Annotated in this window: 11 protein-coding genes, 2 rRNA genes and 1 pseudogene (1 of these 14 only partly in view); 11 read left to right on the top strand and 3 right to left on the bottom strand. The window is 46.0% G+C overall.

The annotated features are described in order from the left end of the window. Together K7I13_RS02585 and rrf are read left to right on the top strand one after the other, a co-directional pair. Positions 1-1,627, top strand: a 23S ribosomal RNA gene (locus K7I13_RS02585) (it extends 1,374 nt beyond the left edge of the window). 137 nt (positions 1,628-1,764) lie between these two features. Then, positions 1,765-1,876: ribosomal RNA gene (gene rrf / locus K7I13_RS02580) — 5S ribosomal RNA — on the top strand. Between the two features lie 330 nt (positions 1,877-2,206). Here rrf and K7I13_RS02575 read toward each other — a convergent pair. Beyond that, a complete protein-coding gene (locus K7I13_RS02575; RefSeq protein WP_255947709.1) occupies positions 2,207-3,085 on the bottom strand; it encodes a hypothetical protein in 879 nt (292 codons plus the stop codon). Next, entirely contained in the window at positions 3,085-4,230 is a 1,146-nt protein-coding gene (locus K7I13_RS02570; RefSeq protein ID WP_255947707.1) for a hypothetical protein, read from the bottom strand. Before K7I13_RS02570 ends, K7I13_RS02575 begins: the two co-directional genes overlap by 1 nt. 122 nt (positions 4,231-4,352) lie before the next feature. Here K7I13_RS02570 and K7I13_RS02565 point away from each other — a divergent pair. The 4 genes and pseudogenes from K7I13_RS02565 to K7I13_RS02550 all read left to right on the top strand — a co-directional run bounded on the left by K7I13_RS02565 (position 4,353) and on the right by K7I13_RS02550 (position 9,088). Then, positions 4,353-6,769 (top strand): annotated as a pseudogene (locus K7I13_RS02565) (chemotaxis protein CheW). A 15-nt stretch (positions 6,770-6,784) separates the two neighbouring features. Then, positions 6,785-8,137, top strand: a complete 1,353-nt coding sequence (locus tag K7I13_RS02560; RefSeq protein ID WP_255947705.1) for a CheR family methyltransferase — start codon at positions 6,785-6,787, stop codon at positions 8,135-8,137. Between the two features lie 30 nt (positions 8,138-8,167). Next, on the top strand, positions 8,168-8,635 hold the full coding sequence (locus K7I13_RS02555) for a chemotaxis protein CheX (protein WP_255947702.1): 468 nt from the start codon (positions 8,168-8,170) through the stop codon (positions 8,633-8,635). 15 nt (positions 8,636-8,650) lie between these two features. Further along, positions 8,651-9,088, top strand: coding sequence for a response regulator (locus K7I13_RS02550; protein ID WP_255947701.1), 438 nt, complete (start codon positions 8,651-8,653; stop codon positions 9,086-9,088). Between the two features lie 80 nt (positions 9,089-9,168). Here K7I13_RS02550 and K7I13_RS02545 read toward each other — a convergent pair whose 3' ends face one another. Next, the gene (locus K7I13_RS02545; protein ID WP_255947700.1) at positions 9,169-9,876 is read right to left on the bottom strand and encodes a hypothetical protein; all 708 of its coding nucleotides are present in this window, start codon (positions 9,874-9,876) and stop codon (positions 9,169-9,171) included. A gap of 183 nt (positions 9,877-10,059) precedes the next feature. On the opposite strand from K7I13_RS02545, the gene K7I13_RS02540 reads away from it, so the two are divergent. The 5 genes from K7I13_RS02540 (at position 10,060) to K7I13_RS02520 (ending at position 18,977) form a co-directional block, all read left to right on the top strand. Next, entirely contained in the window at positions 10,060-12,978 is a 2,919-nt protein-coding gene (locus tag K7I13_RS02540; RefSeq protein ID WP_255947698.1) for an AAA family ATPase, read from the top strand. A 25-nt stretch (positions 12,979-13,003) separates the two neighbouring features. Beyond that, entirely contained in the window at positions 13,004-13,372 is a 369-nt protein-coding gene (locus K7I13_RS02535; RefSeq protein WP_255947696.1) for a hypothetical protein, read from the top strand. After that, complete coding sequence (locus K7I13_RS02530) at positions 13,369-14,811, top strand: DUF8523 domain-containing protein (protein WP_255947694.1); 1,443 nt, start codon at positions 13,369-13,371, stop codon at positions 14,809-14,811. Before K7I13_RS02535 ends, K7I13_RS02530 begins: the two co-directional genes overlap by 4 nt. A gap of 59 nt (positions 14,812-14,870) precedes the next feature. Then, entirely contained in the window at positions 14,871-17,606 is a 2,736-nt protein-coding gene (locus K7I13_RS02525) for a TolB family protein (protein ID WP_255947692.1), read from the top strand. A gap of 270 nt (positions 17,607-17,876) precedes the next feature. Continuing rightward, positions 17,877-18,977, top strand: coding sequence for a BMP family lipoprotein (locus K7I13_RS02520; RefSeq protein ID WP_255947690.1), 1,101 nt, complete (start codon positions 17,877-17,879; stop codon positions 18,975-18,977). Positions 18,978-18,998: the final 21 nt, after the last annotated feature.

Here is an 18,998-nt window from a genome sequence, read left to right as displayed (position 1 = left end):
GAAAAGACGGGTGAGATTCCCGTCCGCCGAAAACCTAAGGTTTCCTGGGTAAAGGTCATCTGCCCAGGGTAAGTCGGCCCCTAAGGCGAGGACGAAAGTCGTAGTCGATGGGAAACTGGTTCATATTCCAGTACCTTCTATAATTTCGAAGGCAGGACGCATGAGGTGAAACCCGGCCGGAGAACGGTTGTTCCGGTCGAAGCACGCGAGCCGATGAGAGATGCAGGCAAATCCACATCTTGAGGTAAGCTGTGACAGCGAGTCGATCTACGGAAAGACGAAGCGGGCGTAATCATGGTGCCGGGAAATACTGTCTAAGGCTAGGTTATAGAAGACCGTACCGTAAACCGACACAGGTAGGTGGGATGAGAAATCTAAGGCGCTCGAGAGAACTCGCGTTAAGGAACTCGGCAAAATGCACACGTAACTTCGGAAGAAGTGTGACCTCTGTTTGGTAAAATAGTGGGGGTGGCACAGAGCAGGCCCAGGCGACTGTTTATCAAAAACACAGCCATCTGCGAATCAGTAATGAGACGTATAGGTGGTGACACCTGCCCGGTGCCGGAAGGTTAAGAGGAGCGGTTAGAGGTAACTCGAAGCTGTGAATTGAAGCCCCGGTAAACGGCGGCCGTAACTATAACGGTCCTAAGGTAGCGAAATTCCTTGTCGGGTAAGTTCCGACCCGCACGAATGGTGTAACGATTCTGGGCGCTGTCTCAACGCGAGACTCGGTGAAATTTATATACCGGTAAAGAAGCCGGTTACCCATAGTTAGACGGTAAGACCCCGTGAACCTTCACCGTAGCTTATTATTGGGACTTGATTTATCATGTGTAGAATAGGTGGGAGACTGTGAAACGTGGTCGTTAGGTTGCGTTGAGTCGTAATGTGAAATACCACCCTTGATGAATTAGGTTTCTAACCTGTGCCATGAAGCTGGTATGGGGACAATGATAGGTGGGCGGTTTGACTGGGGCGGTCGCCTCCTAAAGAGTAACGGAGGTGCGCGAAGGTCTCCTCGCGCTGGTTGGAAATCAGCGTATGAGTGTAAAGGCACAAGGAGGCTTGACTGCGAGACTGACAGGTCGAGCAGGTACGAAAGTAGGTCTTAGTGATCTGGCGGTAGCGAGTGGAAGCGCCGTCACTTAACGGACAAAAGGTACTCCGGGGATAACAGGCTGATTTTCCCCAAGAGTTCACATCGACGGGAAAGTTTGGCACCTCGATGTCGGCTCATCGCATCCTGGGGCTGAAGCAGGTCCAAGGGTTTGGCTGTTCGCCAATTAAAGCGGTACGTGAGCTGGGTTCAGAACGTCGCGAGACAGTTCGGTCCCTATCTGCTATGGGCGTTGGATGATTGAGAGGAGCTGCTTTTAGTACGAGAGGACCGAAGTGGACGAACCTCTGGTGTATCTGTTGTTCTGCCAAGAGCAAGTGCAGAGTAGCTACGTTCGGAAGGGATAACCGCTGAAGGCATCTAAGTGGGAAGCCCACCTCAAGATAAATCATCCCTGAGGGTTTAACCCTCCTAAAGACTCCTGGAAGACTACCAGGTTGATAGGTTGCAGGTCTAAGTGCAGTAATGTATTCAGCCGAGCAATACTAATAAGTCGTGAGGCTTGACCATATTATCCTTCTTAACTACACATTCTTTCTTTCCTTTGTTTATTATTGTGTTTTAGATACATGCGGTTCCTGACTTATTACTCAAGGCCGCTTAGAGTACGGTGAAATCCCGCGCTCACCCTTATTGTGTTTATTATGCCTGGTGGCCATAGTGGAGAGGTCATACCCGTTCCCATCCCGAACACGGAAGTCAAGCTCTCTTACGCCGATGATACTGCTGATCAAGTGGGAAAGTAGGTAGCTGCCAGGCTTTTTTATTTTTAAAATAATGGGCTGAACAACAAAGCAAACAGTTTTGCTTATGTGGATCGCATCACCTGGTGTGTATGTATCGCCGCTCATCTGCTGCTTACAAACCCCAGGTGCTTTGTAAGCATTGCTGCCGGCTGAGAAGAAGCACGGCCCCTGGTCAGTATCATTAAATAAAATGGTTCTGCCCCTCCTGCTGCCTCCAGCCGCAACAGGGATAAGTATATATAGGAAAAGAAAGTTCTTTTTCTGGAGATTTATAAGATTTTGCAAGACCCTCTTATTAAAAAGTCTTCTGCCGCTTTACCGCAGGGGATACAATTGACATCTGTTACCTGTTTCCGCCTATTACGAATATTACCCCTGCCTTTGCTTCAAACATAAACTTATTAAGCCCGTCAACTTCATCAGCCAGGGAAAATGAATATATACATCCGTTCCCCTGAACATAGATACTCATATTGATATTTGGAGACCAGGTAAGACCTCCTCCGACAATCAGATTGGCTATTTCCTTGTTTGCCGTGGATGCGGAGCCTGCGTGAAAATTCAGAATACGGTAAATGAAATTTACGGAACCCCTGAAAGGTGAACCCTTTTTAAAAGCTTCCGTATATATGCCGTAATCAGTAGCGGTTTTGACCCTTGGGTCTGCGTTTGTCATGAGGGTATTATTTTTTTGGGTTACTTTTGCGCTGAGCAGAATATTGGGAAGATATACGCCCAGTGTAATTGACCCCTGCTGCAAAAAAACCTGTCCCTCAAAAACCTGGGGCGGTGAAAGGGCAAAATCACAGTCCGCGCCGGCAAAGAAAATACCGGGGAAGCGTATGGTAAAACCAATCCCAAGACCGGGCTGCATAAATATTGAAATATCATACTTGTCCTTATCGGAACCCGAATTGAAAATGCCAAAGGACGGCCCCAGTGAAAGTTCGAGATAGGGTAATTGATATTTGATACGGGCTTTCAGGAGATTTCCGTTTAAGGGGTCACTGTCAAAAGCTATATTTCCTATTATGTTTCCCCTGATTTGCTCGCTTATCGAAAAGCCGAAACCGAATTTCGGCTTTTTCTGCTGAAGGTCCCCGCTGTCATCAAATGCGAAATTTCCGGCCTGCAGAAAAAGTTCAATTTCAGCAGCGTATACATTTGATATGATAAGGAAAAATGAAAGACATAATAGTATAATCTTATGCAAACGCTTCATTAATATACCGCCTTTATATGCAAACGTATCTCCCCTGCGGACCACAGATCATCCAGAAGCAAAGGGTTAATAACTACCATAAATTCCAAAAAGAAATCCGATATAATCATACTATAAAATGGACAGACAGAAAAGGTAAAAGGTGAAATTGCGGCCGGTTCCTGGGGATTAATACTGCCGAGAAGGTTAATTCCTCCCCTGATACGGTATTTGTTGGCGCTCCCCGCAGAAAATTTTACATTGCAACCGAAATAATTACTTTCAGATTCAATTTTTGCATATACGGGAACATTATCAGGAAAAACCGGCGATGCAAAAAATGACAGCGCAAGATCGGCATGCTTCCAGTAGACCCGGGGTTCAAACAGTAAATAAATATTTCTGCTGATATCAAAATCATTGGAAGAAAAATATCTCAGCTCCGTTTTCATATACAGCTCTGAATTGAAATTTGACTTGAGAAGGGCGGTAGCGCCTCCCCTGAATAAAAAGGTCGTATCTTCCATTAAGAATGAAGCCCCGCCGAATAGATTGAATGAAAAATACCGGCCCGCGTTTCCGACTCTGAGATCAACTGAATAGCCTGCGTCCTGTCCTGTTTTTATGTTCCATGAGCCATACAGGCCAAGAACCGCGCTGGAATTAAAAGGAACCGTGGTTACCGCAAACCCCAGACCTTCAATTGATGCAGGCGGCGAAAAAGCCTTTCCGGCCGGCGTATCATAAAACTCTGAATCCTCAAAACTGGTTTTCTGAAAGGTTTCCAGCAGGGTCCCTGAGGAAGGGTCTTCGAGGTTTCCCGTAAAAACAGTAAAATGCACCGGCCACCGTCCTGTTACGGGTACGGTAAGAGATAATCCGTCAAACACAAATTCTCCGGGACTTTTATATGAATATTCGGGATTAAAAAATCGTTCGGTATCCGCAATGGAAAACTCGGCCTTTGCCCGGAAGCGGAGCCAGTTTACCGGAACAAACCACAGAGCGATTGTCCCTTCAGTTACGAAGTTGGCTCTTTTTTCCGTTTCTGTTATGTGTCCTGTTGTCGATAACTCAAATTCCGCAAGCGAAAGACTCTGAGGCACCAGTGTCAGGGGCAGACAGAGAAAAAACAGAATAATAACAAAAATCTTTCGGCCGTTCATTCAATTCTCCTTACTATATTATATACTATTATTGTAAGAGACACTATATTTTCGCCAGAAATCGGGAAAAACTGCACTGTTAATCTTGACTAATCTTAAAAAGAGTATAAACTTGTAGTAATATGAGTGATTATCTGGATATTAATAATGAAGAACTTCTGAAAGATTTTTTCAGTGAAGCTGAACAGCAGGTTGATGTACTGGAAAGCAATATTCTGGTCATTGAAAACGATCCTTCCAATCATGATGCGATAGATGAGATCTTTCGTGCGGCTCATACACTGAAAGGCGGTTCTGCGACCGTCGAAATGAAGGAACTTGCGGAATTTACCCATGTTATTGAGGATTTGCTTGATGTAATCCGTTCCGGCTCTGTCGGCGTTACTGAAGACGTTGTGGATATGCTTTTGCAGTCGCTTGATGTGATAAAGGCAATGCTGTCGGCACGGCAGGAAGGTTCCATTTATAAAAAAGATGTTTCTGCGATTGTCAACAGTCTCCGGTCAATGATACCTTCTTCCGGTAAAAAGGCGGGCAAAGCGCCGGCATCAGCTCCGGAAAAAAAGGCCGCCCCGGCCAAAAAGGCTGCGCCTGCGCCCGTGGCAACAGACGCGGACATAGCCGGCTTGCTGACTGAATATGAAGTCCTGGAGATGAAGGAATCCCTTCCTCCCGAATATACGGTATATGTCGTCAAGGTAAAATTCGATGAATCGAATTTAATGAATTCCGTCGGCGGAATTCAGGTATATGCAGCCCTGAAACAGCAGGGCGAAATCCTTAAAACAGACCCGGAATTTGATGTTCTGTATGATGATGAATTCCATGAAAATGTTCTTTACATTGTAGCTTCTCCGAGCGATGTTGCAACCATGACTGAAACGGCGACAATTTCCGATGTAACTCTGGAAGTTTCCGTATCGGTTCTGAACCTGGCGTCCCTTGACGCTTCAAACGCTTCATCCTCCGCGGCTGAAAAGAGTACTGCGGCTGCATCCGCTTCTTCGGCTGTCAGCGCCTTTGAAACTGAAAGCAATGACACTGATGAAGAGGAAGACTCATATACTGCCGACGCTCCGGAGTCCGAGACAAAGGCACCCGCTCTCGCTAAAAAGGCCCGGCCTGATGCGGCCTCCAACGGTCATTCCGCTTCATCTTCGGTTCTCCGGGTTGATGCGCGCCGTATTGACTATCTGATGAACCTCGTCAGTGAAACCGTAATAGTCAAGGCTTCATTCAATCAGAATGCGCTGCAGTTTTCCGAGCTTATGACTGAATTCCAGCAGGCGGAGAGTGCTTCCCATGAACAGCTGCGCAAGCTGTTTGACCGAATCCCTGATTATCTTGACGATATCCAGAACGGCGCCAATGTAAAAGATATAAAGAAAGAAATTAATACCGAATACACAGGTATGTTTGAAATATTCAATAATTTTGCGGCTTCGATGAAGGGTGCGGTAACAAAATTCCGTGCGGCAACGCAGAACCTCGGACGCATAACCGGTGAACTGCAGGAAGGCGTTATGAAAATCCGTATGGTTCCCATAAGCCAGATATTTAACCGCTTCCCCCGCCTTGTGCGCGATCTGTCCCGCGAACTGAATAAAAAGGTTCGGCTCGTTATTGAAGGTGAAGAAACCGAGCTTGATAAATCGGTTGTCGAAGATCTTCTCGATCCCATCATGCACTGTGTACGGAACGCCCTTGATCACGGAATTGAAACTCCTGAGGAACGGAAAAAAGCGGGCAAGCCCGAAGAAGGAACCATCCTCCTCAAGGCAAGCAATGAAGGCAGCATGATCGTTATTGAAATAGCTGATGACGGTCACGGCATTGATGTTGAGGCGGTAAAGAAAAAAGCCATAAACCGCGGATTGATTCATCCCGGTAAAAATCTTACCGATGTCGAAGCCTATCAGCTTATTTTTGAACCGGGTTTCTCAACCGCTGACAAAATTTCAAATATTTCAGGACGCGGAGTCGGCCTTGATGTCGTAAAGACTCATATTGAAAAGATCAATGGAACGGTTACCATTGCTTCAACCCCGAATGTCGGGTCCCGTTTTATAATCCGTCTCCCGCTGACTCTCGCCATAATCCAGGACTCCTGGTCAAGGTCAGCAAGGAAGTTTACTCGATCCCCATAACTTCAGTTATTGAAAGTCACCGGGTTTTACCGAGTGAAATAAGCCGGATAGACAATTATGAGGTATTTAATGTGCGCGATGAGGTTATCAGCTTATTGCGCTTGAACCGACTTTTTGGTATAAATTCAGATGAAACCAGCGAATATAATTATATTGTTATTGTTGGCACTTCAGAAAAGAAAGTCGGCCTTATGGTCGATAGTTTGATCAGTGAGGAAGACGTTGTTATCAAACCGCTGAGAGATCAGTACACAAATTCCCCCGGTATTGCAGGGGCATGTGTTCTTGGTGACGGATCGGTTTCATTGATTATTGATGTAAGTCAGTTGCTAGATCTCGGACTTAAGCAGGAAATGCAGGCACGTGAAAGACGTGAAGCTTCAGTCTGGTAAAAGGATTGCAGAAGTATGAGTGATGTTGAAACAAAAAAATCAGCAGCCGTTGATTCGGAAATTCCTGATTTAGAAAAAAAAGCCGAAGATATTGCAATTATTGATTTCAAGATGGTGACTTTCTCTCTCGCGGGAAAGGATTATGCCATTGATATCATGCAGGTAAAAGAAATTGCAAAGGACGGACGCTTTACCTATGTTCCGAACACCGCTCCCTATGTTCTGGGTGTATATAACCTCCGGGGTGATATTATTCCGATTATCGATCTGAGACTCTTTTTTAACATACCGACCAGGCACAGGGACGCAAGTACTCTCGAAAACATGATAATTATTATTATCGATGAACAGGCCTTTGGTATTGTCGTTGATGAAATCGATAAGGTTGTCGGCATTTCGAAAAATGCCATACAGCCTCCCCATCCCCTGTTCGGCGATATTAATATCAAATATATCCGCGGTGTTGTTGAAGACCACGGGCGTTTATATATTCTGCTTGATGTCGAACGGATATTCAGCGTACGGGCTGCTAAAACTGCCGATTCTGATACCCAGACTCAGACACAGGCTTCAGTCGAGCAGCCTGAACCCGAGGCTCCGAAGGCCGTTCTTCAGAATCGGACTCCGGATGAACTGGATATTTCGTTTATCAGTGATACGCTTTCAGTGTTGTGCAAATTCTATGTTACGTCCCTGAATTCCCACTGGGTTTCTGCCCGGTATATGGAATGGCGTGATATGCGTTCGCCTGCTGACATCCAGCTGAAATCAGAACCGGACGCCCGGCTGTATCTGCAGCCTTTCTTTTCACCGTATACAGGGCAGTTATGGGGTGACGCGTATGCGGATTCGATGCTGAAGGTTCTTCCTCCGAATCAGGCCAAGCAGATAAATGTGTGGAACATTGGCTGCGGAAAGGGATATGAAACATATTCCCTTGCAGTGATTCTGAAAGAAAAATATCCGAATGCGCGGATAGTCATTTACGCGCATGATTCTGATTTGCTTGCCATTTCAAATGCTCCTATGCTCACCATTCCGGAAGAGCAGCTTTCCGCCCGCTATAGGGCATGGATGGTGAAGGGAGTGGGCGGTGCATGGGCGTTTAACCAGGCTATACGGGATATGATATTGTTTGAATATCATGATTGTACCAATCAGAATGTTGTTCCCAATATGGATATTATTCTTTCCCGTGATACTATTTCATTTTTGACTGCCCCTCAGCAGGCAGGGCTTATTGAAGATTTTACCGAGAAACTGAAAGATAACGGAGTTATCATTCTCGGGAAAAACGAAGCAATGCCTCAGCATAGCGGCTGGCTGAGGACTGTACAGGGTGATGTTATTGCATTCGCAAAAGAATAATATTATATATAAAGAGCAAAGGAGAGGATGATGCGCGTAGAGTATATTAATCCATTTGTTGAAGCAGCCTACAATATTTTATCTGAAGTGTTAGGCGGTGAAATTTCTCGCGGAGAATTGTATTTGAAGTCTACTGCAATGCCGGTAATGGGCGTTGCGGCTCTTGTCGGTCTTGCCGGTGATGTTGAAGGCAGGGTTCTGTTTGATATGAGCATGGACACTGCAATGAAAATTGCCTCCCGCATGAATAATGAGGAGCTTGAGAAATTTGATGATCTTGCAAGGGCGACTATCACCGAGCTGGCAAACCTCATCACTGCCCAGGCAGTAACTAAGCTTCATGATTTAGGTTTTAAATTTGATTTAACGCCGCCAGCCCTTTTTACCGGCGACAATCTGGAAATTTCAGACCATGAAGTGGAAGCTCTCATTGTTCCGATGGATACCGTACAGGGTAAGGTAGAAGTAAATGTTGCAATCCGCGACAGAGTATTATAACAACAGGAGTGATAAATGATATCTAAACAAGATTTTCCGTCAATCAATGACCGACCGCCTGAGGGACGTAAGGACGACGGTACTCCCTACAAGGTTCTGATTGTTGACGATTCAATTTTCGTCGCAAAACAGATCGGTCAGATTTTAACAAGTGAAGGCTATGAGGTTATTGCAACTGCTGTTGATGGAATGGACGGTGTTGAAAAATTCAAAGAGTTGCACCCGAATGTAGATCTGGTCACTATGGATATCACCATGCCCCGTATGGATGGTATTACGGCGCTTGAACATATAATGAATTATGATAAGAACGCAAAAGTTGTTATGATAAGTGCTCTCGGAAAGGAAGAACTGGTAAAAAAATCACTTTTGCTCGGCGCGAAAAATTATATTGTTAAACCACTTGACCGGAAAAAAGTTCTGGAAAGAATTGCTTCCGTTCTCAAACGCTAGGTCACAGATTTTTATTACGCGTATATAATCTCTATTACATACATGCTGCATTGGGTTTACCCTGGTGCAGCATGATGTAGTTATACCCCCGGTTGATCTGTGTTGTGTAGAAAATAATAAAATCCTTTTTTATGCTGAATGCAGTATTCTGTGCCGAAAACTGTTACGAGCAACCCCCTCAGCTTGCTGATATATATCTGAATGTCCTTCTTTTTTTCATCACTTTCCTGGCCCCATACATAATGGCTTATCATACTTGTATGAATTCCCTGTACATTTGCGTCGATCAGAACTGACAGAATGGTCCGCATTTTTCTGTGCAGTTTTATGCCATGAAGGGATAGCAGTAATTTTTCCGTAACGGCGTTAAGATCAGGCAGGACGGTATCATGACTTTCCTGTGTCCGGATGCCAGTAAACCTGTCATTTTCCGGGGAAAAGGTTTGGAGCAGCGTATTAATATACTCCGCCGGGTTTTCCTGAGAAGGATTCTGTATATTCCTGCGGGTATATATACTGGTTTTTATTTTTTCTCCCGGTTTATATGCATAAGAAATAATAGTCTGTTTGGAACGGTACTCCCACAAGTGCCTCATGGGCATCAGTCTGTACAGTTTCAGCTGCGATTCGGCAACAAGAACAGCGTCAAAACTGCAGGAAGACAGTTTATTATGGAGCTGACTTAAATTTTTTGCCCGGATTACCGGAAATCCTGATGATGCAAGGAATTCCGTCATGCGATTTTCTATTTCGTTCCCGGTTTGCAGGAACAGTATTTTGTATTTCATACAAAATAATACGGATGTAATACCTGAAAACTTGAATACGCGCGATGGCAGCAAGGCCAAAAAATCCGGTAAAATCTGCAGTTTCCGGGTCTATTTTTCTCTTTCCATTGACCGAAGGCTGGTGCTTGAGGTAAAGTAATAACTGTAAATGCTATGTTCTAGAAGAAATAAGGGGTCTCAAAGGTGTTCCTGAAAAGTCTTGAGGTATTTGGATTTAAATCATTTGCAGACCGGACAAATATTGAATTTGCGGATGGTATAACCGCGTTGCTCGGCCCGAACGGCTGCGGAAAAAGTAATGTCGTTGATGCGGTAAAGTGGGTTCTGGGTGAACAGTCGGCAAAAACAATGCGTGCCGACAAAATGGAAGATATAATTTTTAACGGGACAGAATCACGGAAACCCCTCAATGTCGCGGAAGTAACGCTGACTATTGCGAATGAAAACGGTTTTTTGAACCTTGACATGAGCGAAATTGCGATTAAACGCCGTTTGTACCGTTCCGGTGAAAGTGAGTATTTTATAAATAATGCCCCTGTCAAGCTGAAGGATATACGGGAACTTTTCTGGGATACCGGTGTCGGAAAAGCGGCCTATTCGGTTATGGAACAGGGAAAGATTGACCAGATCCTTTCCAGCAAACCGGAAGACAGGCGCTACCTTTTTGAAGAAGCCGCGGGAATTACCAAGTTCAAGGTCCGGCGGGCGGAGGCCGAGCGTAAACTTGAAAAAACCGAAGAGAATATGCGCCAGATTGAGGGTATACTCGGGGAAGTCAAGCGTTCTTATGAGAGCCTGAAAGTGCAGGCGGAAAAAACCGCCCAGTACCGCGCGCTCCGTGAGGTAATTTTCGAAAATGAACTGGATATTCAGCTTTTGCGGCTGAAAGGTTTTTTTCAGGACCGGGACCGGCGTTCCTCTACCATGCAGGAAACACAGTCCCAGCGGGACTCAATAAAGAATGAAATTGATGAAATAACCGCATCCCTGGAAGAAAATATGGATGCGGTAAATTCTCTCCAGACTACCCTGAATGATTACCAGAAAAAACTTATCGGGTTCCAGGTTGAAAAAAATGAAAAAAGCAAATTGGCCAGGGTATTGACCGAGCGGAGCAATGAAGTAAAGTCAAAACTTGATCAGCTGGAACACAGAAAACTGTCGGTAAACGGCAGAATAGAAAATCTGCGGGAAGATGCGGATGAACAGGACGCGGCTGTCCATGAATTGAACCGCCGCATAACTGAAATAGACCAGAATATCGTTTCCTTTGAGGGAAATATAACAGCCTCATCCAACAGAATTTCCGAGAATGAACGGCAGGCTGCCGGCCTCGAATCGGAAATTGAATCTCTCAATAATGACCGTTCCACTCTCGGTCAGGAACTGCAGGCAATAACCGAGGACATAGTTACCCGGCTTGATAAAAAACTCCGTGATGCGGGGTATTCATCAAGGGCTCATACTGAAGCAGAAGATGCGGTCAGTTCTGCCTTTGCGCAGATACGTGTGCTGGTGGAAGGCCGCCGGAATATTTTTTCCGATTTTTCCCATCTGCATAATCCCTCGGTCCAGGATGTCCGTCATTTTGCGGAAAATGCGGTGGCTTCATTTACCGAGCTTGAAAAAATGCTGGCAAATCTTGAGTCTGCAATTGACGGCTACAAGAAAACAATGCCCGGGTTTATTGACGAATTTCTTTCCCCGGACGGCATCATAACGCAAAAGCGGCAGATAGATGAAAAAATCAGACTCAACCGTGAGACTGTCGCTGAAAAACGTTCCCGCATTTCAGCTCTCCAGACAGAAAACAATGACCTCTCGGATAAAATCGATGAATATAAAAATACCCTGCATGAACTCCGTTTGAATCAGGTTCAGATGAAAACCCAAAGTGCGGCGGCAGAGGAACAGGCCCGCCTTATCCGCCGGGAACTTGCTTCCCAGGAAGCCCAGCTCCGTGAAGTTGAAAATGAAATTTTTTCGGAAAACGCCCGGCTTGAAGATATTACTGAACAGATTCATGATATTGAAAGCGAGCTTGCTTCCATAGAACGGCAGGGAATTAAACTTGCCGAGGAAATGGAAAGACTGGAAAATGATATTTTATCACGGAACAGTGATGTGACAGGCAAGCAGGGTACTCTTAAAAAACACAATGCTGAAATGATCCGTATTCAGTCTCAGCTTGAAAAGCTGCATATGGATATGGCCATGAATGAAACTGAAATACGGAATCTCCAGGAAAATTTCAGGGAAAACCATTCCCGGGATCTGATGGAATTTGAAGAACGCATGTATGTTCTTAATATCCCTGCGGGAGAGCTGCGGGAAAGACTCTCGGAAGCCCGCAGGAAATTGAAGGATCTTGGCAGTGTGAATTTGATGGCAGTTGAAGAATTTGCGGAAACAAAGGAACGGTATGAATTTCTCAATAATCAGATAGCCGATCTGCAAAAAGCCAGAGATGACCTGAAGCGGATAACCGAAGAAATCCGGGCGGAGTCAACTGAAATCTTTCTCGCGACATATAACAAGATCAAAAAGAATTTTCATAATATGTTCCGGAGACTTTTCGGCGGGGGCAGGGGCGAAATCCGCCTGATAGATCCGAATAATGTGCTTGAATCGGGAATAGAAATTTTTGCCCAGCCTCCCGGTAAAAAACTGGAAAATATCAATCTGCTTTCAGGGGGCGAGAAATCGATGACTGCAGTCGCCCTGCTTTTTGCAACGTATATGGTTAAGCCGTCTCCGTTCTGCCTGCTGGATGAAATTGATGCTGCCCTCGATGATCAGAATGTTTCCCGTTTTATTCATACTCTCCGTGAATTTGCAAATGTAAGTCAGTATATTATTATTACCCATAATAAAAAAACTGTTATGGGCGCGAATACAATGCTGGGAATTACCATGGAGGAATCCGGCATCACAAAGGTTTTATCCATCAAGCTGGAAAATGAAAGCGCGCCTGTTGACGAAAAACTTCCGGACATAGAAAACTTTGTTGAGGAGGATGTTCCTCCGGAAGAAAATGTAGTAATTCCTCCCCATCCGCCGAAGAGGGTCAGGACTGCCGAGGATTCCGGCGGTCAGGAGTAACCATACTGAAGGAGAGGGCCGGTAAATGATCAGCCGGGAAGACGTAATAAAATTTATTGATAATAACCTCCGGATTCTGGTTATTTCTTTCGCCTTGCTGCTGATCATATTAGTCGCTGTTCTCGGGTTCAGTATACACACTCAGAATGCCGAGAAGCAAAAAGCCGACAAACTTGCCGCCGAATTGAAAGCGAGGATAATTCCTCCTAAGGAATTCTGGCTACCTGTTGAACCCCTGGAGACCCGGGGTGTTATTCTTTCACGGGAACCGCATACAAGCTGGACTGATGACGAAGCAGAAAAATGGTATATTGTTCCCAGCGCTGAAAGTATGGCGGAACTCCGCTCCGCCGGGCAAACGCAAATAGAAAAAATACTGGAGTCAGTGCCATGAGAAAAAACGGTATAAAGATTATTCTTTTCATTTTATTATGCCCGGTATTATTCTTTGGCTGTAAGACAACGCCCGATACGACTGAGGTGACGGAAGAAATAACCGTCGAAGAGCTGTATCCGGAAGAAGACCTCCTGCCTGAAGCCTCTTTGCCGGATACGGATGATCAGATAATTCCTGATGATGAAACTGTTCCTGAGGAAGATATTGAGACAGATATTTTAAATGAAACAGAAGATGAATCTTTTTCAATTGAGGACGCCGAAGAACCAGTCAATCCTCCTGACGGAGAGAGACTGCTTTATTTTTATCCGGAACCCGATTTATTTTTTTCAGAGATTTTTCCTCCTTCTTCTCCGGCTGAAACCATTCCCGATTCATCTGAAGCCGGAAACGCCGAAATGCCAGACAGTCAGTCAGGTGACGAAAATCAGCCGTCCGTTGAAAGCCTCCCTCCGGTAATTCCTTCCGAACCCGCCGAAACAGAACGCGCGGATATTCCGGCTGATGAAAATACTTCCCCGGGAGAACTTCCACGGGAGGAATCCGTACAGGAACAGCCTGTTTCTCCGGAAGTGGAAATACAGGATCAGGAACCGGCTCCACTGCCGTCCCGGACTGTAACGCTCGCACAGGGACAGATCCTAGAGGTATGGTATCCAGGCCGGTCCTGGGTATTTCTGGGCGATTCTCTGGCCCAAAGCGGCCTTAAATATGAATACCGCAAGCTCGATAACGGAGATACTCTGTTCGGTTTCAGAGCCCTAAAACCGGGAAATTATATTTTATCCTTCTCGAAATTCGATGTTCTCGCCGACAGTTATCTTACCGATTTGCTCGCGGTTACAGTGACTGAAGGTTCCCAGTCACAGAATGGAAGCAGCGTCCGCGCTCCGAATTATTCGGGCTCGGCGGGACTGCATGAAGCTCCTTCTGTGAGTGAAGGAGGGACAGTCCCGTCGGCCGGCGCGGAACAGCCATCCTCCGTAACTGAAGACCAGACAGCTTCCCATCTTTCTCCTGTGCCGGTGGTTTCCGGAATTTCCGAAACAGACAGGAATACTGATTCAGTTATGACTGACGAACCAATGCTTTCGGTAATTTCAGGCCCGGCTCAAAATGCTCCTCAGTCCGGCGCACCGGTCGTGACGGAAACTCCGTCAGATTTGCTTGAAAAGGCGAGGGCTTCTCTGTCGGCCGGCGATGCTGCCGCCGCCCTGCAATATCTTGATACTTTTTTCAGCATTGCGGTTTCTTCCCTTGATGAAGGCTGGTTTTTGCGCGGCCAGGCTTATGAGGCGAACGGTCCCCAGAAGGATATCAGAAAAGCTCTTGCGGCTTATGAAACGCTGATAACCGCCTATCCCGGCAGTTCCCTCTGGAAAGACGCGGACGCTAGGATCAGGTATATCCAGCGGTTTTATTTTCAGATCAGATAAAAATCAATATATTTATACATATATAAAAAGTGACATGCCTGTAAAACAAGGATTTTCTCATGGTTTTTCCGAAACGAATCAGGGTATTATTGCGTGCCTTATGTATTATCTTTTTCTGCGGCCGTTTGGGTGCCGATCCCATTGATGTTAATAAATTCCACTGGCAGCGGATAGAGACCGAACACTATCAGATTATTTTTCCTGATTTTATGGAAGAGTATGGGCGTTATACGGTTTCTGCGCTTGAATATCTGTTTCCGGAGCAGCAGTATTCAATTTCCCCGAAGCGTCTGTTCCGATACCCGGTTATTCTGCATCCCGATTTTCTTTCACCAAACGGATTTGTAAGTATTTATCCCCGGAGAAGCGTATATTACGGAACGCCCATAGCAGAATGGCCCTTTGACTGGTTTTCTCTTTTATCGGCGCATGAGGGAAGGCATATGTTTCAGTATGACGCCCTGAACCGGAATACCCTTCGTCTTACTTATTTGCTGATGGGCGATATAGGTTTGCTGCCTTTTGCGCCGGGCTGGTGGTTTGAAGGCGATGCGGTTGTAATGGAAACCGTTTTAACTCCGGCCGGCCGGGGCCGGCACGCCTCCTTTACCGCTCCATTCAAGGCTCTTGCGCTTGACGGCAAACTGTATAATTACAATAAAATGCTCCTTGGTTCATACCGTGACTATGTTCCCAACCAATATATTTTTGGTTACCTCATGAATACCTGGCTGCGGAACAATTATGATATGAAGGCTCCAGAAAAACTGTTCGGCACATTCTCAAAAGTCCCGCTCCCGGCTCTCGGTCCCTACCTGGGCGTAAAGGAAGCTGCCGGCAAGGGGCCTAAGAGCGTATATATTGAAATGTTTGCCGGGTACCGCGATTTCTGGATAAAACAGATTGAAGCGCTTGAAATAACCGAAGTTCAGACTGCAAGCCTTCCCGGTAAATCCTCATATGCGTCTTATTCCCATTTCGCGCTGCTTGACGACGGATCCATTGCCGCCGTGCGTCAGGATATCCGGCGGGGGGCCGAGATTATTCTGATAAAGGACGGCAGGGAATATGTTTTAACAGACGGCTACGTTGCAAATTCTTTCAGCAGCGGCGGAAATTTCCTTGCCTGGGATGAAGTGATTTACGACGGCAAGTTCAGCAAAAGCCGTACCCGGATTATGCTGTATGACATAAGCTCGGGCAGAAAAAAAACGCTGGTTTCCGGCGACCGCTATCTTTCTCCGGTCCTTTCGCCGGACGGACAGTCTCTTGCCGTTATTGAGTGGAACGCCGATGCAAGCGCATTCCTTGTTCTGCTCGATACTGCGGGCGGTGATATAACATATAAAACCCGGATACCTGCCGGTGAAATCTGGACCGACATGTCTTTTACGGCTGACGGTACCGGGCTTATATATGTTTCTACGGGAGTAATGCTGCCTGCCGGTGATAATGGAAAAAAAATCGGCAGATTCAGTTTCCAGGATGAAACAGCCGAAATCCTTATCGATTCCGGATTTGTAAATGTGGCCCATCCTACTGAATCCGATGGCGTCCTGTATTATTCGTCGGACATATCCGGTATTGATACCATTTATGCCCGCTTTCCTGACGAATCAATTCAGCAGGTTATGGTACGCCCGATCGGCGCATATTTTCCCCTTGTCTCTTCCGATGGTAAAACCCTGTATGTCATTGATTACGCGGACAGCACAGGAACTGTGATAGCTTCGGTTCCGGTTACTCCTGATTCATGGATACCTCTTGATGAGATAACAATTATCAGGGAAGAATTTTTCCTGCAGTCTGTTGAAGAGGAACCGGGAGCGGGGATGCTTTTTCCGTCGCTTGTTCCGGTTACGGATATTGAGGCGGAAAAATACTCAATGTTTTTCAGGGGCAGCAGGATCGACGGCTGGGGCATTGGAACTGCCGACATTTCAAATACGACGGTCGGACTCTACATGCATGTCGGGCATATAGCAGAACTGATGGAGCAGAATATCCAGCTTGATTATGATTACGGAAACAACAGTCTGGGATCTTCATACATGTATACATACCGGGGGTTCCGCCCCGATCTCAGTGTTACTGTTTCGACCTGGTTCCGGGAACTCGGCTCCGATTTTTTCAATGAAACAGAAGGTACTGTCAGTATCAATTTTCCCTTCGGCGGCGGAAACCATGTCACATCACTGTGGAGTATAAATGCGGGCCTTTCGGCAGGCGGACGCATCAGAAATTCAATTTCACAGCTTCCGGTCCGGGCTTCCTTTTCAGCTCTTGCCGCCACTCAAAGACAGCAGTATTCCGTTGCGGCCTGGTATGAAATAGACCCCGCCGCTTCCTATTATAAAGAACACCGCTATGCGGACATATCTTTTTCATCGGTACTTTTCGGATTTACGGACCGGATTTCTCTTGACGCGGTTTATGAAAAACGCGAAGAAGATGATATTGCCTATGGCGGTTTTGTCCGCGGATACCGGAGTTCCCTGGGGCTGGAAACGGTAAGCGGGGCGGCCACGTATTCCTTTCCTTCGCTTTTTCCCGACCTGTCCATGGGGGCTTTTCTGTATATTCCGAAAATTGTTTTCAACATCTTTTATGACTGCGGCTATAACTTCAGCCCGGAGCGGTTTCACAGTTCGGCGGGGGCGGAAGTGCTTTTTTACGCCCATTTGCTTCAGCTGCCGGTTGAACTTAATTTTGGAATGCGTTTTGCCTGGCTGGTTGAAGATGCCAACTATGCTGTACAGCTATTGCTTGTTGGCATTCCTCTCACGGTAAAATAAGCCGGTTTGGCAGGCACCCCGGTTTCTATTTATTCCCTGCATATATTAATATTATGTCTGATGCTTTGCTATATTTAACATAATACTATATTAGGCACGGTAATATATCCGGTTTTCCATGAAAATGTCCCTTTATTCCTGCTTTCAGAATTGCCGCGTTTTTTGCGGTTTTACCGGTAATTATCCCTTCTTTTTGCTTGAGTTCCGTCAAAAAACCGTTTATACTGTACCTTAGTCTTATTACTAAAGTATGTAAATACGGAGGGGAAAATGAAAAGAATATGTGCAGTAGTTTTGATCCTGGGAATGGTATTTTCTGTCTTTGCCGGAGGCGGAAAAGATGCGGCCAATACAGACGGCCGTCCTACAATCAGACTTATAACAGATGCAACCGGAGTCGATGATAAATCCTTCAACGCGGCGGCATGGAGGGGGATCCTTTCATATTACGGCGATACCTGGGATAAACAGACGCAGCGGGGAAAATTATACAATGTAATGACCTGTCAGACACAGGACAGGTATGTTCCTGTTCTCCGCCAGGCCTCGGATGAAGGACCCTCCCTGATTTGTGTTACCGGTTTCACCTTTGCCGATGCACTGACGGAAGTCGCTGATATGTATCCGAATCAGAAATACATGATCGTGGATGTTGACTGGGTAACAAAACCAAATGTCATGCAGTTTACCTTTTCTGAACATGAAGGATCATATCTTGTCGGCGTTGCCGCCGCGTTACGGGCTGTTGCCGATGGTATCAAGAATCCGAAATTCGGTTTTATCGGAGGAATTCCGGGAGAGACAATAACGAAATTTGAGATGGGATATATCCAGGGTATCCGGTCGGTAATCCCCAATGCTGAAATTGTTGATTATTACGCCAATGACTGGGGCAAGCCCGAATTGGCCAAGGTTCAGGCAAAAAACTGGTATGATTCAGGCGTATATGCCATTTATTCCGCTGCCGGCGGTACCGGCAATGGGACTATTGCGCAGGCAAAAGAATACCGGAATATGGGAAGAAATGTGTGGGCAATCGGGGTTGATTCGGACCAGTATGAGGAAGGTATTTATACGGCCGGTAAATCGGCAGTGCTGACATCCATGCTCAAACGGGTTGAGGCTGCGACCATGTATGCCCTCAATGCGGTTCAGGACAAGACCTTTGCTCCCGTTGTTATCGATCTTAATCTGGCCTCGGACGGTGTAGGTTTTTCGGAAAAAAATGCCGAGCTTGGCGCCGATATCATTGTAAAGGTCAATGCGGTTAAGAGAGATATTGTAAGCAAGAAGATCCACGTATATGCAACATATAAGGATGCTCTGGCTGCAGGCGCGGTTCCGGCCGGTCTTGGCGCAAAGGATAATTAATATATTACTATCATGAAAAGG

The organism is Brucepastera parasyntrophica (assembly GCF_022376835.1).
Lineage (GTDB): Bacteria > Spirochaetota > Spirochaetia > Treponematales > Treponemataceae > Brucepastera > Brucepastera parasyntrophica.
Note: the sequence above shows the minus strand (reverse complement) of the source record. Positions and strands in the feature narration are given on the sequence as shown.

What these genes read in the sequence shown, in the direction of transcription:
- K7I13_RS02575 (WP_255947709.1), bottom strand. Translation starts at nt 3,085, where the DNA reads ATGAAGCGTTTGCATAAGATTATACTATTATGTCTTTCATTTTTCCTT.
- K7I13_RS02570 (WP_255947707.1), bottom strand. Translation starts at nt 4,230, where the DNA reads ATGAACGGCCGAAAGATTTTTGTTATTATTCTGTTTTTTCTCTGTCTG.
- K7I13_RS02560 (WP_255947705.1), top strand. Translation starts at nt 6,785, where the DNA reads ATGAGTGATGTTGAAACAAAAAAATCAGCAGCCGTTGATTCGGAAATT.
- K7I13_RS02555 (WP_255947702.1), top strand. Translation starts at nt 8,168, where the DNA reads ATGCGCGTAGAGTATATTAATCCATTTGTTGAAGCAGCCTACAATATT.
- K7I13_RS02550 (WP_255947701.1), top strand. Translation starts at nt 8,651, where the DNA reads ATGATATCTAAACAAGATTTTCCGTCAATCAATGACCGACCGCCTGAG.
- K7I13_RS02545 (WP_255947700.1), bottom strand. Translation starts at nt 9,876, where the DNA reads ATGAAATACAAAATACTGTTCCTGCAAACCGGGAACGAAATAGAAAAT.
- K7I13_RS02535 (WP_255947696.1), top strand. Translation starts at nt 13,004, where the DNA reads ATGATCAGCCGGGAAGACGTAATAAAATTTATTGATAATAACCTCCGG.
- K7I13_RS02530 (WP_255947694.1), top strand. Translation starts at nt 13,369, where the DNA reads ATGAGAAAAAACGGTATAAAGATTATTCTTTTCATTTTATTATGCCCG.
- K7I13_RS02525 (WP_255947692.1), top strand. Translation starts at nt 14,871, where the DNA reads ATGGTTTTTCCGAAACGAATCAGGGTATTATTGCGTGCCTTATGTATT.
- K7I13_RS02520 (WP_255947690.1), top strand. Translation starts at nt 17,877, where the DNA reads ATGAAAAGAATATGTGCAGTAGTTTTGATCCTGGGAATGGTATTTTCT.